Origin of the sequence: Sulfitobacter sp. F26169L (assembly GCF_026410285.1) — a bacterium.
In the GTDB taxonomy this organism is placed as follows: Bacteria; Pseudomonadota; Alphaproteobacteria; order Rhodobacterales; family Rhodobacteraceae; genus Sulfitobacter.
The window spans coordinates 28777-50182 of sequence record NZ_JAPMLP010000009.1; the positions used below are offsets into that span (position 1 = coordinate 28777).

Sequence of the window (21406 nt, forward strand, 5' to 3'; positions counted from 1 at the left end):
TTTTTCACGACAACCTGTTTGGAAAGGCTCCGTAATTTCTGAAAGGCAGAAAAAGGCCGCAAATCTTCGTCAACCGAATCGGTTGTTGTTGACTGGCGTTGAGAAGCTGTTAAATCTGAAAGTGCAAAGAACAGATTGGGCTCTCTTGGGAATACCTTGGGGGCTCTTTCTTTTTCGGGTTGTGGGCCGTGCTCCTCTTGTTATGTTTCTGCTCTGTCGTTTATCAGTCAGTACTTTGATCTGACTGCCACGCCTGATAAAGGCGTGCTAGCTCGGTTTCGGCGTTGTCACGCATCCATCGGGCAAATTCGGGTGTGCTGGCCTTTGACAGTTTAAAGGTCAAGGCGCGCGCGGTTTCTTTCATTTCCGCTAATGCGGTTCCGTCATCAAGGTTGATTGAACGGGGAGGGTATCGCGTCGGTTGATCGATCAGCTCCGCCAGCAAAGCCTTCCTAACTGCTTCACTCACCCGCGCGAACCTCTCGTCAGAGGATCTTGCGGCCTCTAGATCTAGAGTTTCGGTCAACCGGTTCACATCGATGTTTCCGTTACGGCATTGATCAGCCAGTTCCTCCCAACGGCGCCGGCCAATACTGTGCGCTGAACCGATCTTTTCGATCACCGGCGTGGGAACGGACCGCGCGACCTTGGTCATACGCGACAGCATTGGTTTATCCACTGCAAGGGCGTCCAGAATAACCGATTGCTCATAACCACTGGTTGCCAGTTCGGCTGCAAATAGCGCTTTCTCGATAAAACTCGGATCAAGCCGTTGGGTGTTCTCCTGCCCCTGCGCCAGAATGGCCTGCTCATCCGAGAGCGATCTGACAAGTGCTTTCGCCGGAATGCCAAGTGACCGCAGCGCCTGCAATCTGCGCCGTCCGTACACGATACGGTATCGCCCGGGGCGGTCCGCTATGGGGCGAACCATAATCGGCACTTGCTGGCCATGCGACTTGATGCTGTCGGCCAGCGGTTTAACATCCGTATCAGCAAACGAAAGCCGGTCCTTCGGACCGTCCTCTTCAATAGCGTCTACCGGAATTTCGCGTACGGCGTTGCTGGCAACATCTTTTAGTGTGGATTTCACGCCGCTCATTGCACCCGTGTTAGGAAAGCGGGATTTCTGCTTGGCTGTGCCGGGGATCTTTCCTTCGGCATCCGGTGGGGCAGGGGGTTGGAACAGATTTCTACGGGCCATTAGTTAGTTTCCCTTCCCCACGCCTGCTGAATTGTCTTTTCAAATTCGTCAGCCACACCGTTTACGCTCTCTAAAATGCGGATTAGGGTCTTCTTGACAACCTGCGACGGGTCCAGTTCATAAATGGTTTGTTGGGTCATTCCCGCATCGGAAATCGCTGTGGATTTCAGCATCGGTGTGGTGAGGACTTGATCCAACAGAATTGACCGCAAAAATCCCGCCATCTGAGATTGCGGAACATCGGTCGGCTCGTACCGTGCGATCAAAAACTTCAGGAAATTCCAGTCGATCGGGCCCGCAGCCTCTTCAAGCGTTTGAACGGTTTCACCGGCCATCTCAAGAAACTGTGCCATGGATGCTACGTCGAGCATGCTGGGAACAACGGTGATCAACAACCCTGTCGAAGCCAGAAGCGCTGTCATCGTCGTAAATCCGAGTTGCGGCGGGCAATCAATGATCGCCAGGTCATAGTCGGCCTCGACCTCGTCCAGCGCGATTGCAAGGCGCTGAGTAAAAGGCGGATCGATCTTGTGCTGCAAGGCATAGGCCGTCTCGGTCTCGTATTCAGACAGCAGAAGACCGGCAGGGGCCAGATCAAGGTTGTGAAAATAGGTTTTCCGGATGATCTGGCTTAGCGGGACGGGGTCTTGGTACCTGAGCGCATCATATACCGTGCCGCTTTCCGCGAATTCGATCTCGGGGCGGTATCCGAACATTGTTGTCAGGCTTGCCTGCGGGTCCATATCAATCGCCAGTACACGATATCCTCGCAAGGCATAGCGTTGCGCCAGATGAATTGCGCTGGTTGTCTTGCTGCTGCCGCCTTTGAAATTAACAATCGAAATCACCTGAAGCGCGTCGCCTTCACGCCGACCGGGCAAATACGCATCACCGTTGCGTCCGGTGCGTGCCATTACATGACGGATCTGGTCAATCTCCGCAGCGGTGTAGAGCCTGCGCCCTCTGGAATCAGTCTCTACATCTGGGAAATCGCCTTCTTGATGGCGTGTTCTAAGGTTCGACATGCTAATGCCCGTCATCTCGGACACTTCGGCGGGGTGGAATTTGCGGAGAGACTTTCTGCTATCGGGCTGGAAACTGTTGCGCATATGGTTGTTAAGCGCTTCCGACAGGCGGGAAGCATTCGAAGCGATAGATGCCGCGATTGAACTGTTTTCGACAGTTTTCATATCCGAATACACTCTGCTCTTGTGGCCTCTTGGCGGGCCTACTTGTTTCGTCGCTAAACCGCGTGAATTGCGTCAGCTTGCGACAATTAAACTCATGACACGCAACTTATCAACAGGCAACATTTTTTTGCCTTCAGGATTCCGTTGAGTCGGGCAGATCGTTGCAACAAATAACCTTAGTCAGCGCTAAGTTTTTGAAAATTGACGGTTTTCAGGATTTAGCGGTTTCACATATTGGTCCAATCTGCATCAAAGTTATTAGAGGCTGCATTGCCGACCTTGCGGCAACCGGAAATTGTCGATTCTTCCCAAGGAACGGGCGCCTACAGGTCTTTGACAAGGCGCAGTGCATCGTAAATCGCTGCATGAGTGTTGCGCGCAGATACAGCATCCCCGATGCGGAACAATTGGAAAGAGCCGTTTTCGTTGCGGATCACAGTTTGCGGAGTTCCGGCAATCAGCGCATCATGATCCAGCGCGCCGCCGTTTGAACTGAGCGGTTTGAGATTGAAATAGAGCTCGTCCAGCGGCAAAGTTCCATAGTTCACGATAACCTGATCATATTCTTTGTCTTCGGTGAAGTCGCTGTAATCTGTCCCGATGGTTGCAGTAAGCTTGTTACCGCTACGGGCAACGCCCAGCAGGCGGCGGGTTACTGTGAAGGTCACGTCTTTCTCTTGTAGCGACCGCATATACGGAACCAAATTCATCGCCATTATTTCCGGTGAAAACGTACGGTCAGGTGTCATCACTTCGACACTCGATCCGGTAGTGGCGGCTATTTCGGCGGCTTGCAGGGCAGGGTGGTCGCCGCTTTCATCGTAGATCAGGATGTTTTGTGCGGGCTTTACATCGCCTGCGATGATGTCCCATGCACTGACGACTTCGGTTGCGTCCTTGCCTGTTTCAAACAGCTCCAAGTTAGGTATGCCACCTGTCGCCACAATCACGACATCGGGGTTCAAGGCGGTCACGTCCTCTGCCTCAGCCCATGTGTTGAAATGAAACACCACATCACGGGCCGCACATTGGGCCATCCGCCAGTCGATAATCGAAATCATCTCCCGCCGTCTGGGGCTTTGCGCTGTCAGGCGAATCTGACCGCCCGGAGCGGGTTGGGCTTCAAAGACTATAACCTGATGGCCCCGCTCGGCTGCGACCCGCGCAGCTTCCAGCCCCGCAGGCCCCGCGCCGATAATCACTACTTTGCGTTTCGTTTGGGCAGGGGGGATATCGTGCGGCATTGTCAATTCACGACCCGTTGCAGCATTGTGAATGCACAGGGCGTCTCCCGCCTGATAAATCCGGTCAAGGCAATAGGTCGCGCCGACACAGGGGCGGATGTCTTCTTCGCGCCCTTCCATAATCTTTCTGACGATATGCGGGTCAGCCATGTGCGCGCGGGTCATGCCGACCATATCCAGCAACCCCGCCTCTATCGCGTGGCGGGCGGTGGCCACATCGGGGATGCGGGCGGCGTGGAAGGTCGGCATGCCGGTCAGCTTTTTGACCTCTCCTGCAAAATCCAGATGCGGTGCGCTGGCCATGCCCTGAACGGGGATCAGATCTGTCATCGCGGGGTCTGTATGGATGCGCCCGCGGACCACATTCAAAAAATCAAGCTGGCCCGTTGCGGCCAAGCGTTTTGAAATTTCCAGACCGTCCTCGGCAGTTATGCCACCCTTTTGTGCTTCGTCAGCAGTGTAGCGGAACCCGACGATAAATTCAGCACCGACCCGCTTTCTGACTGCGGCCAATACATCCAGCGGGAAGCGCATGCGGTTTTCCAACGTATCGGCACCGTAGGGGCCGACCAGATCGTTGGTCAGGGGCGACCAGAACTGATCAAGCAGGTGGCCGTAGACTTGCAGTTCAATCCCGTCCATCCCGCCTGCTTTCATACGTTCGGCAGCATCTGCAAAATCCGTGATGATCCTTTCGATGTCCCAATCCTCGATCAGTTTTGGAAATGCACGGTGCGCGGGTTCGCGGTGTTTTGAGGATGAGACCGACGGCAACCAGTCGCCCTTGTTCCATGTTGTGCGCCGCCCCAGATGGGTAAGCTGGATCATCACGGCACATCCGTGTTCATGGCAGCCGTCCGACAGGTTTTGGATCCACGGCACGACCTCATCTTTATAGGCAAGGATGTTGTTGAATACCGGTGGGCTGTCTTTTGATACCGCAGCGGATCCCGCTGTCATCGCCAGCGCAACTCCCGCTTTCGCGCGCTCTTCGTGGTAGGCGCGGTAACGCTCTTTGGGCATACCATCTTCGGGATAGGCAGGTTCATGGCTGGTTGTCATGATCCGGTTTTTCAGCGTCAGGTGTTTGAGTTTGTACGACTGTAGCAGCGGATCTCTGGACATCAGGACATTCTCACAATCATCATTCCATGTGTGCTTGTAAATCTTCTCTCGGCCAGCCTGCCGCAGAATCGGCATGTGTCAAGTTTTCTGTGACGCCGGCATGCACAAAGGCAGGTAGCACTTGTTGCTTGAAGGTCTGCGCAAGCGAGTTGACACGAATTGAATAAGTGGTCTAGTCATTAGACCACTTGCGAAACGATGGTACGAATACGTTATCTAGGGGGGGATATGGGCGACGCTGCATTTTTGACTGCCCCGACCACACCTCTGGAAAAGGTTGCCCATCGCTCCATCAAAGACGAGGTGGCAGAGCGTTTTGCCACGTTGATCGCATCGGGTGTCCTGAATGTCGGCGACAGCCTTCCCAGCGAACGCGATCTAGCGGCAACGATGGGCGTCAGCCGTGAAACGATCCGCGGGGCGTTGATGATTCTGTCATCCAAAGGGATTGTCACAATCGTTCAGGGCGCGCGCACCAGAATTGCTTCGGTAGATGTCGGTGGTCTTGGAGTGTCGGCATTGTCGAATGGACGCGTGACTGACTATACGCTGGAGGATGTTCATGAAGGGCGGCTGATGGTGGAGGCACGGGTGGCTGTTCTGGCGGCTGGTCGGGTCGAAAAATCAACGCTTGCCCATCTTCGTGATTTGATCACCGCGCAAGAAGCGGCACTGCATGATCCGGTACGCTTTTTGATCGCGGACCGTGCGTTTCATACGGCCGTCTATCAATCATGTGATAATGCGGTTTTATCTGATCTCGCTACAACGCTTTATTCCTACCAGATGGATCACCGCCGCCGTGCAGTCGCCAAACGGGGTGTCATTGCGCAAAGCATTGCAGATCACCGCGTAATCCTGTCTTCACTGGAAGCAGGGGATGGGGACGCACTGGTCGCGGCGCTTGGGATACATGAAAACCGGATTTATGACAGCACGCGCGCGCTGCTGGCAGCATCAACAACAAGGGCAACAGAATGAAAGTAACGATCATCGGTGCAGCGGGCATGATTGGCCGCAAACTGGCAGAACGGATCGCGGCATCGGGCCAGATCAACGGGCAAAGCGTCGATGCATTGACCTTGGTTGACGTGGTCACGCCCGAAGTTGCCATCGATTTTACCGGCAAGCGGGAGGCATACGCGGCCGATCTGGCACAAGCGGGGATCGCTTCACGCGTGGTTGCGGACAAACCGGATGTGATTGTGCATCTCGCGGCCATTGTCTCGGGTGAAGCGGAGGCGGATATGGCGAAAGGCTACCGCGTCAATCTCGACGGCACCCGCGCTCTGCTGGAAGCGATTGCTGCGCATGAGGGGTATTGCCCTCGCGTGATATATGCGTCTTCGCTGGCAGTGTTCGGTGCACCGTTTCCCGACAAAATTCCTGATGATTATCATCTGACCCCGCTGACCAGCTACGGCGCGCAAAAGGCGATGGGTGAAATGCTGCTGAACGATTATTCCCGTCGAGGTCTTCTGGATGGGGTCGGCATCCGTTTTCCCACGATCTGCATCCGGCCCGGAAAGCCGAACAAGGCCGCATCGGGCTTTTTCTCGGGCATCCTGCGGGAACCGCTGAACGGGCAAGAGGCGATTTTGCCGGTGGATAGGGATGTGCGCCACTGGTTCGCGAGCCCGCGTTCTGCTGTCGGCTATATCGAACATGCGGCCACGATGGACACGGCACCGCTGGGCGCGCAGCGGTGCATGACCATGCCGGGAGTGAGCGCCACGGTGGGCGACCAGATCGAAGCCTTGCGCGCAGTTGCGGGTGACGGGGCTGTTGCATTGATCCGCCACGAAGCCGATGCGACAATTGCCAATATCGTAGCCGGCTGGCCACGCGATTTTGATACCGCACGCGCTCTTGAAATGGGCTTTCGTGCAGAAAATTCCTTTCAGGAAATCATCGAGATTTATCTGGAGGATGAGATGGGCCAAAAAACCCTGAACGGTGCGTGATGCTGCCGCTTCACCACATTAAAACGACGTAACCAGACACTTTTGGGAGGAACCAAAATGAAACATACAATTTTTGCAGTTGCAGGCGCGATTGCTACTTTTGCCTTCACATCCGCACAGGCGGAGCAATCCATCGTGATCGGTCATTCGCTGTCACCCACTTCGCACTACGGTCTGGGCGCGGATGCCTTCATCGCCAAGCTCGAGGAGCTGTCGGGTGGTGAATTCACCGGCGAGCAGGCCCCCGCTGGCCAGTTGGGCGGCGAGCGTGACATGATCGAAGGCTTACAGATCGGCTCGCTTGATGTCGTCATTACATCCACCGGCCCCTTGGGAAACTTTGTTCCTGAAGTCTATGCGTTGGACCTGCCTTTCCTGTTCCGCGATTATGATCACGCCCGGGCGGTGCTGGATGGTGAAATCGGTCAGGAACTGCTGAAAAAGATCGACGAAAACCAGTTGGTTGGTCTTGCATGGTCTGAAAACGGTTTCCGCCATGTGACAAACTCCCAACGTCCTGTTCGCACACCTGCCGATCTGGAGGGGCTGAAACTGCGCACCATGGAAAACAAGGTTCATATGGAAGCGTTTTCCCAGATGGGCGCAGCGCCGACACCAATGGCATTCCCCGAGCTGTTTACAGCACTCCAGCAGGGTGTTGTTGACGGGCAGGAAAACCCTGTGACGGTTATCACCGCATCGAAGTTCTGGGAGGTTCAGGGCCACGTATCTCTGACCGGCCACGTCTATTCACCGGTTGCCGTTCTGGCATCGCCGGTTCTGATCGACGGTCTGAGTGACGAGCAGAAAGGCTGGTTCTACGAGGCGGCCAAGGCATCGGCAGTGGCCACACGTGCCGAAGTGAACCGGCTGGAAGATGCGGGCGTTGCCCTGCTGCGCGAGAACGGTATGGAAGTCATCACCGACATCGACAAGGCACCATTCGCCAAACTGGCCGAGCCTGCATACAAGGTTTACACCGATCAGTACGGAACCGAACTGGTCGAGCGTATTCAAGCCGTAAAATAACACAACATGAACAGGCGCGGAAAACACCGCGCCTGTTTTTCCGATTTCTCCAATCTCCATGAGGCACCGCAATGCGCTATTTCCTGCGTCTCGAAGATTTTACGACAGGGCTGGCGCAAAGGCTCTCTATTGCATTTCTGGTTATCGCCGCTGCGCTGGCGCTATATCAGGTTGTTACGCGGTTCGCCTTTGGCGCGCCTTCGACCTGGTCAGAGGTGATCACCCGCTCCGCGATGATCTGGTCGGTGTTCTTGGGAGTTGCCGTTGCCTTCAGGCACGGCGCGATGATTTCGGTTGATGTGATCCAGAACGCACTGCCGCCCCGTCTGGGCCTTTGGGTCTATATTCTGGCCAGTATCGGCTCTTTGATATTTTTCTCTGTCTTGCTGTGGCAAGGGTATCTGATGACCCTGCGGGTTATTCCGCAAAGCCTTGCCGCGCTTGAAGTTTCAATCGCTTGGGTTTACGCCGCTTTGCCTGTCGGCTCCGCATTCATACTGGTCGCCATTCTGGCGGCAATGGTGCGCGCTGTGCAGGGTGACTGGCTGATCGCGCGCAACGCGGAAGATGTACAATGAACAGCGCACTTGGTCTTTCACTCGGTATTCTTTTTGTCCTTGGCGTACCTATTGCGGTCGCTATCGGACTTGCGTCAGTCATCGGGATCGAGGCAAGCGGGCGCTTGCCGCTGTTGCTGGTGGCGCAGCGCATGTTTACCGGCATCGACAGTTTTCCCCTGATGGCGATCCCGCTGTTTATCCTTGCAGGGAATCTGATGTCGGCGGGGGGTATTTCGCACCGCCTGGTAGAACTGGCAAAATCACTGGTTGGCGGGATACAGGGCGGTCTGGCCTGCACGTGTGTTCTGACGTGCATGTTGTTCGCCTCTGTCTCCGGATCATCCGTGGCAACAACTTTTGCGATCGGTGCAATTCTGATCCCCGCGATGGTGAAACACAATTATCCCAAACCGCTTGCCGCTTCTATTCAGGCGTCCTCGGCAGAGCTGGGCGTTTTGATCCCGCCATCTATTCCGCTGATCCTTTACGGTGTCTCGACAGATACCTCGATTGGTAAGTTGTTTGTCGCGGGGCTTGGACCTGGATTGGTTGTAGCTGGCTCTCTAATGGCGCTGGTTCTGGTCATCTGCCGCGTGCGCGGCATTGGCAAGGAGGACGGCATGGGCCGCTCCCGCCCAGGTGCCGCGCTGTGGGCCGCGCTGCCCGCTTTGATGGTCCCTGTTGTGATCCTCGGTGGTATCTACTCCGGCATTTTCACGCCGACCGAGGCAAGTGCCGCCGCCGTTGCTGCCGCACTGATTGTGGGGATGGGCATTTATGGTGAGCTGAAATATCACGATCTTCCTGAAATTCTGAAGAAAACGATCATCTCGACTTCCGCGATTATGATTATCATTTCGGCGGCGGCGTTGTTTTCGTTCCTGATCACACGCTCCGGTCTGCCCAATGAAATCGCGGCATGGTTCCGCGACGTATTCGAAAGCCGCATTGCATTTCTGCTGGCGGTGAACTTCCTGCTGCTGATCGTGGGCATGTTCATTGAAACTTCGGCGGCGATCCTTGTTCTGGCCCCAATCCTGACGCCAATCGCGCTCAGTTACGGTGTCGATCCTGTGCACTTCGGTCTGATCATTGTGGTCAATCTGGCGCTGGGGATGATCACGCCACCGCTGGGGGTGAACCTGTTTGCCGCCTGCGCCGTCGCCAACCTGCGGGTGGAAAAAATCATCCCGCAACTCGTCTGGTTTGTGCTGACCGTTTTCGCGGCGTTGATGGTTATCACCTACGTTCCTGCAATCACGCTGTGGCCTGTCGAATGGGTATTTGGAGAATAATCAATGCTGGTTGATTTTGTAGGCTTGGGGTCAATGGGCCTTGGCATGGCGGTCAGCCTTGTGCGGGCAGGCCATATCGTTCGCGGTTATGATCCTGATACCGCACGCGTTGACATGCTATGTGCGCAGGGCGGGTCACCCTTTGGTGAAGATGACGCGCAGGCAGATGCGCTTGTCAGTGTTGTTCTGAATGCCGATCAAACCCGTGCTGTGCTGTTTGGTGATCAAGATGTGTCACAGCGGCTGCGTGCAACCGGCGTGATCCTCTCTTGTGCTACGGTGTCGCCTGCGTTCGCAGCCGAGATGGAAGCAGTGGCGAAGGCGCGTGGATTTTCATATCTGGATGCGCCTATTTCCGGTGGCGCGATAAAGGCCGCTGCGGGACAGCTTTCAATCATGGCGTCAGGTTCGGCGGATGCGTTCACCACGTCAGCGCCTTTGCTAGAGGCTATGGCAGAGACTGTTCATCGTCTGGGTGATCATGCTGGCGCAGGCTCTGCGATGAAGGCGGTAAACCAGCTGTTGGCGGGGGTTCACATCGCCGCGATGGGCGAGGCGATGGCATTTGGCGCGTCACAAGGTTTGGACGCCGCACAAGTGGTTGAGGTGATCTCGGCCTCTGCAGGAACGTCATGGATGTTCGAAAACCGCGCGCCCCATGTAGTGGAGGGTGATTACACCCCGCGCTCCAAAGTCGATATCTGGCTGAAAGATCTGGGCATCGTGGGCGATATCGCGGCGGCATCGGGCTTGCCTGTGCCAATCAGCGCCAATGCGCTGGCGCAGTTTCGCGCTGCGTCAGAGGCGGGGCTGGGGCAGGAAGATGATGCCGCGATTGCCAAGTATTTTGCCCGTCAGGGCGGTGTAAAGCTGGTTGGAGATAGCTAATGCTCTTGGGATGTATCGGGGATGATTTCACAGGCTCCAGCGATCTGGCCAATACCCTGGCCAAGGCAGGGATGCGCACCGTGCAGTACAGCGGCATACCGTCAGTGGCTGCGGGCAGGGACGTGCAGGCTGGTGTTGTTGCGCTTAAATCCCGCTCGATTGCGCCTGCGGAGGCAGTGAAGCAATCGCTTGAGGCGTTGGAGTGGCTTCAGGCGCAGGGTTGTGAGCAGATATTTTTCAAATACTGCTCGACTTTCGACAGCACGGATCAGGGCAACATCGGACCGGTTGCCGATGCATTGGCCGATGCACTGAACGCGCATAAAGTTATCGTATGCCCAGCGTTTCCGGGAGCAGGGCGGTCGGTCTATCAGGGGTACTTGTTTGTTAAAGACGCCTTGCTGAACGAAAGCGGAATGGAAAACCACCCGCTGACCCCGATGAAGGATGCAAGCCTGCGCCGTCTGATGGCAGCGCAAAGCGCATATTCGGTGGGCCATGTTCCTGCCGAGGTGGTGTTTGAGGGTGCGCAGGCGATTGCGGCGCGGATGGAGGAAGAACATAGCGCAGGCCACCGGATGATTATCGTTGATGCACTGCGCGATAGTGATCTGGAGCAGATCGGTGCAGCGGCCAGAGGATTGCCGCTGGTTACGGGCGGCTCTGGCGTGGCACTGGGTCTGCCTGCAAATTTCGGTATCACGCCTGCAAAAGTACCGTGGCAGCCGCAGACCGGTAAGGCGGCGATCCTGTCCGGTTCATGCTCGACCACGACACGTGCGCAGATCGACTATCATATCGCCCGCTACCCGAGCCTGAAAGTTGATCCGGCAGATGTGATTGAGGGAAGGCAAACCCCGCAAGAGGTTGCCCAATGGTTGGCTGAAACCGACGGTCTGCCCCTTGCCTACAGCTCTGCAAACCCTGACGAAGTCGCCGCCACACAGGCGCGGTTTGGAAGTGACACAGCCGCGCATGCGTTGGAAGAGTTCTTTGGCAAAACAGCGCATATTATGGTGAAGCTCGGCGTGTCCCGCATCCTGACCGCAGGGGGCGAAACGTCCGGCGCGGTGGTTGAAGCACTTGAAATCGACAAGCTTGAGATCGGCCCCGAGATTGATCCCGGTGTGCCAGCCTTGCGCGCCAGTGATACGTTGGTGATCGCGCTGAAATCAGGTAACTTCGGCAGCGAAGATTATTTTGAAAAAGCGGCAAAAATTCTGGGGCAGGGGTGATGCGCGAAGCCGAACTGCGTGAGCTGATTTGCCTGTTGGCCAAATCCATGTTCGACCGCGGACTGACGGGCGGCAGCACCGGTAACATCTCGGCCCGTACAGAGGATGGCGGCCTGCTGGTGTCGCCAACCGGTACCAGTTTCGGGCGGCTTGACCCGGCGCGCCTGTCGCGGTTTGATGCCGGTGGCGCCTTGATTGACGGCGACCGGCCCACCAAGGAAATGCCACTGCACCAGGCATTTTACGACACACGCAGCACCGCCGGTGCAGTGGTGCATTTGCACAGCTGCCACTCGGTCGCTCTGTCGACGTTACCAGAGGTGGACGCCGACAACTTCCTGCCGCCGCTAACGCCTTACGGGATTATGAAGCTGGGGCGCGTGAAGCTGTTGCCATTCTTTATGCCGGGTGATCCGGCCATGGGCGACGCGGTGCGCGGACTTGCAGGAAAGCGTAGCGCGGTGATGCTGGCGAATCACGGGCCTGTCGTTGCGGCCAAAGATATCGAGGCTGCGTGTAATGCGATTGAAGAGCTGGAAGATACCGCGCGGCTGGCGATGATGCTGCGCGGCATGAACGCACGCGGGTTGTCCGACACAGAAGTACAGGCGCTGGTAACCAAATTTGATGTAGAGTGGGATGATTGATGAAATTCTCGGCTAACCTTGGCTTTTTGTACACTGATCTTTCCCTGACCGATGCCGTTCACGCCGCCAACGTGGATGGGTTTGACGCGCTTGAGTGTCACTTCCCATATGATACGCCCCCCGAAAAATTGAAGGCCGCGCTGACACAAACCGGATTGCGAATGCTGGGGATGAATACCTGGCCCGGTGATCGTGCGGCTGGTGATTTTGGGCTAGCGGCGTTGCCCGGTCGCGCAGAAGAAGCGCGCGCCGAGATTGAACGCGCATTTACCTATGCCGCCGCGACAGGAGTAGAAGCGGTGCACGTCATGGCAGGGCGCACCGATGGCGGCACAGCCACCGAAGACTGCTTTCGCGACAACCTGAATTACGCCTGTGATCTGGCCGCGCAGCACGATATCGGTGTCCTGATTGAACCCATCAACACCCGTGACGTTGCCGGATATCATCTGTCAGGCACCGCCCACGCCGAGCGGATTATCAACGATCTTGCGCGCCCCGAACTTAAAATAATGTTTGATTGTTATCACATGCAGATCATGCAGGGTGATCTGGCAAAAACGATTGAAGAACTCTTGCCAATAATCGGACACATCCAGATTGCCGCTGTGCCGGACCGAACAGAACCGGATCAGGGCGAGGTGGATTACCCTTGGTTGATGAAACATTTGCAGGACCTCGGCTACAACGGTCATATCGGCGCCGAGTACCGCCCCCGCACAACAACGCAGGACGGTCTAGGTTGGATGAGGGCGCTGAAGGGTAACGCCTAGATCAAAGGTTGGTACGACAACAAACATAAGCGCTAGGCTTGCTCTGAACTGTGATAAGCGTTTGAGTACGCTGTAATCTAAGTGTGGAGAAACCGAACTCAATGCGGTTTAATTGATAACGGCGAAAGTATTTCGCCTGCTAATCAACCCCGAATTAGCTGCAAATTATGTTCCGCTCTAAGTTTCTGGCAAGACGGGTGCGTGGGACAGGTTGGAGAGCCGCCAGTTTTGTTCCTCTTACTTTGATCGTTCAGGATTGTGTATCGGGCGTGTTCTATCTTGGCGGGTTTCTTTCCGACGGTGGACCAATAGCTCAACTGGCATCGCGAGATCCTGTAGGGGTCACCCACCTGAACAGTGATTCATGAATTTTGAGGAGGTTTTTCAGGACGCCCCGGTACCGTACCGCAACACAAACCAACAAAGGAGAACATATCATATCAGGCCATAAAGGCACGTTGGTCTGATAGAAGAAATGCATCTGGTCTGCGTCCGGTTGTTTATCGCCATTCCCCTCTGCCTGAGTTGGCACCGTGAAGGCCAAGAACGCGATCACTTTCTTTATCCGAATTGATCGGACCATTGTTCGGGGTACAGTCGGCGATGAAGATTTAGCAGTCATTGTTGCCGCGATCCTGTAGCGAGCGATAATGCCGCTATTTCGCAGGTGAACCGCGCACCCTTGCGCAGAAGGTTCGGGCTGATACCCTCTGAAATAGCAAGATGATCTTTGCTCTTCCCGATTCAGAGGCTAGGTCAGTGGCGAAGATATATGCCAAGATTGGCACACAACTCTGCTTTATGCTTGTGAAAACATTTTACAGACGATCGAAGAAAGTTTCTCCATGAAGGCGCTCAAACAAGTTGCTGCACTTTTAATTGTTCTGGCGATTGGCCTGTATGTCTGGATCGCCTATGTGCCCGCCGCCCATCCGCTGTTGCAGCGCACGGGGCTGCTCGACCTGCTGGGCATCGAGACAGCGGGAGAAGACAGCCAGGGTACAGCGGGCGAGCGGCGGGGCTTTGGCGGTGGGGAAACACAGGTCGTTGTTGCGCAGGTAGAGGAACAGGCGCAGACAGACCGGATCACGGCCATCGGCGACGGGCGGGCATGGCGCTCTGTGACGGTACGGTCCAACGCGACAGGGCTGATTGAAAAGCTGAACCTGACAGGCGGTGAAACCATAGATGCGGGCATCGTGATCGCGCAGCTTGACGACGAGGCCGAGCAGATCGCGCTGGAGCTGGCCCAGATCCGGCTGGAAGACGTGCAGGCAGAGACACAACGGGTCGGGCGTTTGCAAGGCACCGGCGCTGTCACCGAAGTGCGCCTGCGCGAGGCGGAAATTGCATTGCGCAATGCTGAACTGACACTGCGAAAAGCGGAATACGATCTGTCGCAGCGCCAGATCACCGCGCCGATTTCGGGTTATGTCGGATTAACCGACATTCAGGAAGGTGACCGGCTGGCCAGTCAGGAGCAGCTTGCCACCATTACCGACCGTTCGCGCATCCTGATCGATTTCCGCGTGCCTGAACGCTTTATCGGCGCCATCGAAAGAGGGCAGCAGATCAGGATTGTTCCGCTGGGGCTGCGCGACGTGACGCTGACGGGACAGATAGACGCGATTGACACCGTGGTTGATCGTGCCAGCCGTACAATGCTGGTGCGCGGTGTGGTCGAAAACGATCAAAACCTGCTGCGCGGGGGGATGGCCTTTTCTGTCAGATTGTCTTTCCCGGGTGAAACCCTGTTGTCGATCGCGCCGCTTGCGGTGCAATGGTCCAGCGATGGCCCGTTTGTCTGGGCCGTGCGTGAGGGCAAAGTGATTCAAATGCCGGTGGCGATTATCCAGCGCAACCAAGACGCGGTGCTGGTCAAGTCCGACGATCTGGTGGTTGGTGATACGGTTGTGACCGAAGGGGTGCAAACCCTGCGGGAAAACGCTGCGGTAACGATCCGCCAGCCGGAGGACGACGCAGACGTCCAAACCCCCGCCGCGCAGGAGGAGGCACTGTGAGCGCAGCGGCTGATGTCACATCATCCTCGGGCACGGCGCTGTTTGTACGCCGTCCGATCCTTGCATTTGTCCTGAACGCGCTGATCATCCTTGCAGGGTTGGCCGGGCTTTTCGGCGCCGAGATCAGGGAATTGCCGAACGTGGACCGTCCTGTTGTGTCGGTCACCACGCGGTTTTCGGGTGCGTCGCCGGAATCCGTCGATCAGGAACTGACCGGACGGATCGAGGGCGCTGTCGGGCGTGTGTCTGGTGTGCGCACAATCTCGTCCAACTCGCGGTTCGGGCGCAGCCGTGTCACGCTGGAATTTGCCGATAACGTCGATGTTGATGTGGCCGCGATGGACGTGCGCGATGCTGTGGCGCGGATTGTGAACCAGCTGCCCGAAGGGGCCGACCAGCCAGAGATCGTCAAGGCGGATGCAAACGCACAGGCGGTTATGCGGATCGCTGTCACTTCGTCGGGCCGTTCGCCACAGGAACTGACCGAAATCGTGCGCGACCGGGTCGAGGACAGGCTGATATCGGTGGACGGGGTGGCCGATCTGCAAGTGTACGGCGACCGCGAGCCGGTGTTTCGCGTCGATATCGACCAGCTTGAACTGGCCAGCAGGGGGCTTACGCTGGGCGATGTGCAGCGGACGCTTGCGAACGTCGCCTATGATGCGCCTGCGGGTGATCTGGCAGGCGCGCGCCAGTCGATCAACGTGCGTACGGTTGCCAGTGTCGCCACGACAGAGGCCTTCGAGGCGCTGGAGATTTCGGAAAACGTGAAGATGCGCGATGTTGCGCGCGTCACGCTGGGGCCTGCACCGGGGGAAACCGCGCTGCGCGCCAACGGTCAGCAGGGCATCGGCATGGGCATTATCCGGCAGGCCACCTCCAACACGCTGGAAATTTCCAAAAATGTGCGCGAGGTGGTTGCGGAGCTGGACCGCACCTTGCCCGATGACATCAGCATCTTTGTCACCTCCGACGACGCGACATTTATTTCAGGTTCCATCGAAGAAGTTGTGATGACGCTGGGGATTGCGATTGTGATTGTCATCGCGGTGATCTTCATTTTCCTGCGCGATGTGCGCGCCACACTTATCCCCGCGCTGACGCTTCCGGTGGCGTTGATCGGCACATTGGCGGCGATTTATCTAGTCGGGTTTTCCATCAACATCCTGACGCTGCTGGCGCTGGTGCTGGCAACGGGGATGGTGGTAGATGATGCGATTGTTGTTCTGGAAAACATCGTGCGGATGCGCGCCGCCGGCATGGGGCCACGGGCGGCGGCGGTGAATGGCACGCGGCAGGTTTTCTTTGCGGTTGTGACCACCACTGCCACGCTGGCGGCGGTGTTTGTACCGCTGTCATTTTTGCCGGGGCAGGCGGGTGGCCTGTTTCGTGAATTCGGCTTTACGCTGGCGATGGCGGTGCTGTTGTCATCGGTTGTCGCACTCAGCTTGTGCCCCGTACTGGCCAGCCGCCTTTTGACCAAGGCACCAGACAAGGATGCACGCGGCCCGATGATCTGGCTCGGCACGCAGCTGATGTCGTTTTACAAACTCACGTTGCGCGGCGCTCTGGCGATGCCGTATGCCGTGCTTCTGACTGCGGTGTTTGTGGTTGCAACAGCGGCGCTGATGGCAGGCAGCATCCGGCAGGAGCTGACCCCGTCCGAAGACCGCGCGGTTGCCCTGCTCAGCGTGACGGCGCCGCAGGGCGTGGCGCTGGAATACACCCAGACCAAGATGCGCCAGATCGAGGATATTGTGACGCCGCTGTATGAAAAGGGCGAGGTGACAAATATATTCTCGATCACCGGTTTCGGTGCGGACAACCGCGGGTTCATGGTGTTTACACTGGCAAACTGGGAAGACCGCACGCGCAGCCAGCAAGACATCGTTTCCGAAATCAACGGCAAGCTGCGCGGGATCATCGGTGTGCGCGCCTTTGCCATCCAGCCCAACTCGCTTGGGATACGCGGGGCGGGCAGGGGGCTTGCGTTTGCGATCACCGGCGACAGTTATGACCAGCTGGCGGAAGTGGCGGAGATCATGGTGGACCGGATGCGTCAGATCGGGGGTATGGGGCAGGTGCGGCTGGAATATGAAACAACGCAGCCGCAGTTGTTTGTAAACATAGATCGCGCGCTGGCGGCTGATCTGGGGATTGATATCACCGGACTGGGGCAGGCCTTGCAGGCGGTGCTGGACGGGCGCACGGTGGCTTCGGTGTTCATTGATGACAGCAGCTATGAAGTGCAGGTTTTGTCCACATCGACGCCGGTGAATGATCCGGGTGATCTGGAAAATGTCTTTGTGCAGACGGGCAGGGGGCAGATGGTGCCGATGTCCAGCTTTGTTACGCTGGAAGAACGCGCGGTTGCGCCGGAGCTGAACCGCGAAGGGCAAAACAGATCGGTGGAACTGTCCGCGGGTCTGACGCCGGAAATGTCGCTGGGTGATGCGCTGGCGCAGGTGCGCGAAATTGGCAATGATGTGCTGGCCGAAAACAACCGCATTGTGCCATTGGCCGAGGCCGCCACGCTGGACCAGACAAACGCGGGGCTGTTTGTCACATTCGGCTTTGCCATTCTGGTGGTGTTTCTGGTGCTGTCAGCGCAATTCGAAAGCTTTATTTCCGCTGTGGTGGTGATGGCAACAGTGCCTGTGGGGCTGGCCTGTGCTGTGTTCGCGCTGTTGCTGACGGGGCAGAGCCTGAATGTCTATTCCCAGATCGGGCTGGTGATGCTGATCGGTATCATGGCCAAGAACGGTATTCTGATTGTCGAATTCGCCAACCAGTTGCGCGACAAGGGGCAAAGCGTACATGACGCGATCCTTGATGCCTCCACCATCCGTTTGCGGCCTGTGATGATGACAATGACCTCTACCGTGTTGGGCTGTGTGCCGCTGATCCTGTCTGCGGGGGCAGGGGCCGAAGCGCGCGAGGCGTTGGGCTGGGTGATTGTTGGCGGTCTTGGCATGGCAACGCTGTCGACGCTCTATCTGACGCCGGTTGCCTTTTTGCTGCTGGCGCGTTTTTCAATCCCCAAAGCACAAGGCGAAGCGCGCCTGCGCGACGAGCTGCGCGAGGCGGAAAAGGTGATGGAGACAGCCACCCCCGCGCAGTGATCCGCTTACCCCGCCAGACCGGCGGCGCGCACCTGGCCCACCAATTCCGCAACCCGTTCGGCGTTGTCAGCGGCGGTGCCGCCATCGGCGTTCTTGCGGTTGTTTTCAAAACCGATACGCGCTTTGCCACCGTGGCGCATCGCCTCGATCAGGCAGGCGGTTTCCTGTGGTCCAAAGGCGCAGGCCGACCAATCCACATCCGGCAGCGCGGCTGTGAGGGTGGTGGCAAGAGCGGCCACGTCTGCGGGGCTGCTGACCTGCCCCGTTGTATAGCGCCCCAGAACAATCAGCGCGGTAAGGTTAGCACGCGGCACATCCCCGCGCGCGACCAGACGGGCAAGATGGGCAACATCACCGGCATCATAGAGGATATGTTGCACACAAATTCCCGCCTCGGCGCAACTGGAAAAGAAACGGCGGGTGACCGCATCATCCTGATCCGCCGTAATCTCGCGCAGGGCGATTGAAATCGCGGCGGGTTGCAGATCGTGAACCAGTTGGCGCTGCTGCGCAGGTGTGAACACGCCCGCCGCTTCGCTGGTGACCTGAACATAAAGATCGGGCGCGCGGTGTTTCAGTTCGGCCAGCAATTCGGCGTATAGTCCGGCATCCAGCACATGCCGCTGTTCAGCGTCACGAACATGGGCGTGCAGCCCGTCCGCGCCCGCCGCGTGGCAGGCAAGCGCGCAGGTGACGATTTCGTCAAGAGAGACGGGCAGGGCAGGGTGATCGGCCTTGGTCAGCTTTGCGCCATTGGGGGCGACCATAATATTCGGCAGGCCCCTCATGCCGCGATTGCCTTGGTGATGGCGGTGGACAGCTTGCCGACCAGTTCGTCAATCTGGGCGTCCTCAATAATGAAGGGCGGCGCAAGCAAGACGTGATCGCCGTGCTGCCCGTCGATGGTGCCCGACATGGGGTAACAGATCAGGCCGGCGGCAAAGGCTTCTTTCTTAATCCGTGCCGCGATGGTGCGCTTTGGGTCAAAGGTGGCTTTTGTGTCGCGGTCTGTGACCAGCTCGATACCACGGAACAACCCGCGCCCGCGGATATCGCCCACGTGGGGGTGCTGGCCGAATTGCGCGCGCAGGGCGACGTCAAGCTTTTCGCCCTGTTCGCGCACCCGCGCCAGTAACCCGCCGTCAAGGATTTCGCCCAACACCGCATTGGCCGCCGTGGCTGCCAATGCGTGACCCATATAGGTGTGACCGTGCTGGAAAAATCCGCTGCCGGCGGCAATCGCGTCATAGATCCTGCCCGTGGTCAGCAGCGCACCAATCGGCTGATAACCCGCGCCCAGACCTTTGGCGATTGTGATCATGTCCGGCGCAACGCCGTCTTCTTCGCAGGCAAACAGATGGCCGGCACGGCCCATGCCGCACATCACCTCGTCAAGGATCAGCAGCACACCGTAGCGGTCGCAGATCTCGCGGGTGCGTTTGAGGTATCCGGGCACGGCAGGCACTGCACCCGCTGTCGCGCCGACGACAGGTTCGGCCATAAACGCCATGACGGTTTCGGGGCCAAGGCGCAAGATTTCTGTTTCCAGCTCATCCGCGACGCGCTGGCCGTAGGCCTCCTGCGTTTCGCCATCGCCACGGTCGCGGTATTCATAGCAGGGGCTGATGTGGGTGGTATCGGCCAGCAGCGGTGCAAACTGGGTGCGCCGCCATGCGTTGCCCCCCGCCGCCAGCGCGCCCAGTGTGTTGCCATGATAGCTCTGGCGGCGCGCGATGACGCGGTGGCGGTCGGGCTGCCCGATCTCGAGGAAATACTGGCGTGCAAGTTTGATCGCAGCCTCAACCGCCTCTGACCCGCCGGAGACAAGATAGACGCGGTCGATCCCGTCAGGCGCGTTTTCAACCAGACGGTCGGCCAGTTGTTCAGCGGGTTCAGAGGTGAAAAAACCCGTGTGCGCAAAGGCGACTGTGTCAATTTGTGCATGAAGTGCGGCGCGCACGGCGGCATTGGAGTGACCCAGACAGGACACCGCCGCACCGCCGGAGCCATCGAGATAGCGGCGCCCGTCGGTATCTATAAGGTAACACCCGTCACCCTGTGCGACGACAGGCAAACTGCCTTTGGTGGATCGACCGAAGATATGGCTGCTCATGCTGTGCGTCCTGATTTTGCGGGGCGGCCCGTTCTGGGAATCGCGCGATTGCATTGAAATAATGCATATGTATTATTCGAATTGACGAAAAAACGCAAATGGTTTATCTGCATGGCTGCGGATGTGGAGCGTGCGGGATTTATGGACAAGGCAGAAGAGCTAAAGCAGGGGCTGGCGCGGCTGGGCGTCGAGGGCACACCGGCTTTGCGCGCCTTTGCGCCTTGGGTGCTCGACAATCTGGCGCTGGTTGCGTTTCATTCGATCCGGGGGTTGGCAAAGCAGGCAGGAGTGAACCCCAACACTGTGACCCGTTTGGCGCGCGAGCTGGGTTACGCCGGGTTTGACGCGCTGCGCACGGACGTTCAGGCGATGCTTCATACGGGCGAGCCGACCTATGGAGAACGCGCACGCAGCCTGCGCACCCAATCGGATGGCGGCGCGTTTTCCGCGATGATGGCGGCGCACCGGCAGAACACCGATGCCCTTTTTGCGCCCGAAACGTTGGCTGTTTTGGGTGATTGTGTCGCGCCGATGCTGGCGGCGCGCCGTATCCATACTGTTGGGGTGCGCAGCTGCTATTCCATCGCACATTACTTTTCCTATGTCGGCGGCATGGCGTTTTCCAACTTTGCCGATGTGCCTTCGTTGCCGGGGGGGATCGTTGACCAGATGTCACAGGTCACGGCGGACGATATCGTGGTTGCGATTACCTATGCGCATTATTCATCCGAGGTGGTACGCGCCAGCGAAGTGGCGCGGGGCAATGGCGCGCGTATTCTGGCGCTGACCGACAGCCACGCTTCGCCCATTGCGATTGGCGCGTGGAAGGTGCTGCGCCTGCCAATGGCGGGGCCGCATTTCATGCCGTCGCTGAACTCGGCCTTTCTGGCGGTCGAAATGCTGCTGGTGGGTATGGCCGCGCAATCGGACGGGGCGGCGGAAAATGTCACCGCGTTTGAGGAACGCATACGCAAGTACGGCGGATATTTCGGGCGCTAA

17 protein-coding genes are annotated in these 21406 nt (G+C 57.7%); 12 read left to right on the forward strand and 5 right to left on the reverse strand.

Annotated elements, in window-relative coordinates; genetic code table 11:
* Positions 1 to 223: 223 nt before the first annotated feature.
* From repB to OS189_RS16160, 3 genes are all read right to left on the reverse strand, one after another.
* Positions 224 to 1201, reverse strand: coding sequence for a plasmid partitioning protein RepB (repB, locus tag OS189_RS16150; RefSeq protein WP_267168370.1), 978 nt, complete (start codon positions 1199 to 1201; stop codon positions 224 to 226).
* Positions 1201 to 2391: a plasmid partitioning protein RepA gene (gene repA / locus OS189_RS16155; RefSeq protein ID WP_267168371.1), complete on the reverse strand. Its 1191-nt coding sequence runs from the start codon at positions 2389 to 2391 to the stop codon at positions 1201 to 1203. Before repA ends, repB begins: the two co-directional genes overlap by 1 nt.
* Positions 2392 to 2714: 323 nt before the next feature.
* Complete coding sequence (locus tag OS189_RS16160) at positions 2715 to 4760, reverse strand: NADH:flavin oxidoreductase (protein ID WP_267168372.1); 2046 nt, start codon at positions 4758 to 4760, stop codon at positions 2715 to 2717.
* Positions 4761 to 4988: 228 nt separating this feature from the next.
* Here OS189_RS16160 and OS189_RS16165 point away from each other — a divergent pair, with 228 nt between their 5' ends.
* From OS189_RS16165 to OS189_RS16215, 11 genes are all read left to right on the forward strand, one after another.
* Complete coding sequence (locus tag OS189_RS16165; protein WP_267168373.1) at positions 4989 to 5741, forward strand: FadR/GntR family transcriptional regulator; 753 nt, start codon at positions 4989 to 4991, stop codon at positions 5739 to 5741.
* The gene (denD, locus tag OS189_RS16170) at positions 5738 to 6724 is read left to right on the forward strand and encodes a D-erythronate dehydrogenase (protein ID WP_267168374.1); all 987 of its coding nucleotides are present in this window, start codon (positions 5738 to 5740) and stop codon (positions 6722 to 6724) included. Before OS189_RS16165 ends, denD begins: the two co-directional genes overlap by 4 nt.
* Positions 6725 to 6781: 57 nt before the next feature.
* Complete coding sequence (locus OS189_RS16175) at positions 6782 to 7753, forward strand: TRAP transporter substrate-binding protein (protein ID WP_267168375.1); 972 nt, start codon at positions 6782 to 6784, stop codon at positions 7751 to 7753.
* Positions 7754 to 7824: 71 nt separating this feature from the next.
* The gene (locus OS189_RS16180) at positions 7825 to 8331 is read left to right on the forward strand and encodes a TRAP transporter small permease (protein WP_267168376.1); all 507 of its coding nucleotides are present in this window, start codon (positions 7825 to 7827) and stop codon (positions 8329 to 8331) included.
* Complete coding sequence (locus OS189_RS16185; RefSeq protein ID WP_267168377.1) at positions 8328 to 9608, forward strand: TRAP transporter large permease; 1281 nt, start codon at positions 8328 to 8330, stop codon at positions 9606 to 9608. Before OS189_RS16180 ends, OS189_RS16185 begins: the two co-directional genes overlap by 4 nt.
* A gap of 3 nt (positions 9609 to 9611) precedes the next feature.
* The gene (gene ltnD, locus OS189_RS16190) at positions 9612 to 10496 is read left to right on the forward strand and encodes an L-threonate dehydrogenase (protein ID WP_267168378.1); all 885 of its coding nucleotides are present in this window, start codon (positions 9612 to 9614) and stop codon (positions 10494 to 10496) included.
* Positions 10496 to 11731, forward strand: coding sequence for a 3-oxo-tetronate kinase (gene otnK / locus OS189_RS16195; protein ID WP_267168379.1), 1236 nt, complete (start codon positions 10496 to 10498; stop codon positions 11729 to 11731). Before ltnD ends, otnK begins: the two co-directional genes overlap by 1 nt.
* Positions 11731 to 12378 carry a 3-oxo-tetronate 4-phosphate decarboxylase gene (gene otnC / locus OS189_RS16200; protein ID WP_416237490.1) on the forward strand — a complete coding sequence of 216 codons (648 nt, stop codon included), beginning with the start codon at positions 11731 to 11733 and terminating at the stop codon, positions 12376 to 12378. The genes otnK and otnC overlap by 1 nt, the downstream gene beginning before the upstream one ends.
* Positions 12378 to 13151 carry a hydroxypyruvate isomerase family protein gene (locus OS189_RS16205; protein ID WP_267168381.1) on the forward strand — a complete coding sequence of 258 codons (774 nt, stop codon included), beginning with the start codon at positions 12378 to 12380 and terminating at the stop codon, positions 13149 to 13151. Before otnC ends, OS189_RS16205 begins: the two co-directional genes overlap by 1 nt.
* Before the next feature lie 845 nt (positions 13152 to 13996).
* Entirely contained in the window at positions 13997 to 15172 is a 1176-nt protein-coding gene (locus OS189_RS16210) for an efflux RND transporter periplasmic adaptor subunit (RefSeq protein WP_267168382.1), read from the forward strand.
* Positions 15169 to 18294, forward strand: a complete 3126-nt coding sequence (locus OS189_RS16215; protein WP_267168383.1) for an efflux RND transporter permease subunit — start codon at positions 15169 to 15171, stop codon at positions 18292 to 18294. Before OS189_RS16210 ends, OS189_RS16215 begins: the two co-directional genes overlap by 4 nt.
* Positions 18295 to 18299: 5 nt before the next feature.
* Here the strand turns inward: OS189_RS16215 and OS189_RS16220 are convergent, their stop codons facing one another.
* Positions 18300 to 19082 carry a beta-keto acid cleavage family enzyme gene (locus OS189_RS16220; protein WP_267168384.1) on the reverse strand — a complete coding sequence of 261 codons (783 nt, stop codon included), beginning with the start codon at positions 19080 to 19082 and terminating at the stop codon, positions 18300 to 18302.
* A complete protein-coding gene (locus OS189_RS16225; RefSeq protein ID WP_267168385.1) occupies positions 19079 to 20407 on the reverse strand; it encodes an aspartate aminotransferase family protein in 1329 nt (442 codons plus the stop codon). Before OS189_RS16225 ends, OS189_RS16220 begins: the two co-directional genes overlap by 4 nt.
* A 111-nt stretch (positions 20408 to 20518) precedes the next feature.
* Here OS189_RS16225 and OS189_RS16230 point away from each other — a divergent pair, with 111 nt between their 5' ends.
* A complete protein-coding gene (locus OS189_RS16230; RefSeq protein ID WP_267168386.1) occupies positions 20519 to 21406 on the forward strand; it encodes a MurR/RpiR family transcriptional regulator in 888 nt (295 codons plus the stop codon).

Excerpts from the sequence above, each read along its gene's own strand:
- repB (WP_267168370.1), bottom strand. The coding sequence starts at position 1,201 with ATGGCCCGTAGAAATCTGTTCCAACCCCCTGCCCCACCGGATGCCGAA.
- repA (WP_267168371.1), bottom strand. The coding sequence starts at position 2,391 with ATGAAAACTGTCGAAAACAGTTCAATCGCGGCATCTATCGCTTCGAAT.
- OS189_RS16160 (WP_267168372.1), bottom strand. The coding sequence starts at position 4,760 with ATGTCCAGAGATCCGCTGCTACAGTCGTACAAACTCAAACACCTGACG.
- OS189_RS16165 (WP_267168373.1), top strand. The coding sequence starts at position 4,989 with ATGGGCGACGCTGCATTTTTGACTGCCCCGACCACACCTCTGGAAAAG.
- denD (WP_267168374.1), top strand. The coding sequence starts at position 5,738 with ATGAAAGTAACGATCATCGGTGCAGCGGGCATGATTGGCCGCAAACTG.
- OS189_RS16175 (WP_267168375.1), top strand. The coding sequence starts at position 6,782 with ATGAAACATACAATTTTTGCAGTTGCAGGCGCGATTGCTACTTTTGCC.
- OS189_RS16180 (WP_267168376.1), top strand. The coding sequence starts at position 7,825 with ATGCGCTATTTCCTGCGTCTCGAAGATTTTACGACAGGGCTGGCGCAA.
- OS189_RS16185 (WP_267168377.1), top strand. The coding sequence starts at position 8,328 with ATGAACAGCGCACTTGGTCTTTCACTCGGTATTCTTTTTGTCCTTGGC.
- ltnD (WP_267168378.1), top strand. The coding sequence starts at position 9,612 with ATGCTGGTTGATTTTGTAGGCTTGGGGTCAATGGGCCTTGGCATGGCG.
- otnK (WP_267168379.1), top strand. The coding sequence starts at position 10,496 with ATGCTCTTGGGATGTATCGGGGATGATTTCACAGGCTCCAGCGATCTG.
- otnC (WP_416237490.1), top strand. The coding sequence starts at position 11,731 with ATGCGCGAAGCCGAACTGCGTGAGCTGATTTGCCTGTTGGCCAAATCC.
- OS189_RS16205 (WP_267168381.1), top strand. The coding sequence starts at position 12,378 with ATGAAATTCTCGGCTAACCTTGGCTTTTTGTACACTGATCTTTCCCTG.
- OS189_RS16210 (WP_267168382.1), top strand. The coding sequence starts at position 13,997 with ATGAAGGCGCTCAAACAAGTTGCTGCACTTTTAATTGTTCTGGCGATT.
- OS189_RS16220 (WP_267168384.1), bottom strand. The coding sequence starts at position 19,082 with ATGAGGGGCCTGCCGAATATTATGGTCGCCCCCAATGGCGCAAAGCTG.
- OS189_RS16225 (WP_267168385.1), bottom strand. The coding sequence starts at position 20,407 with ATGAGCAGCCATATCTTCGGTCGATCCACCAAAGGCAGTTTGCCTGTC.
- OS189_RS16230 (WP_267168386.1), top strand. The coding sequence starts at position 20,519 with ATGGCTGCGGATGTGGAGCGTGCGGGATTTATGGACAAGGCAGAAGAG.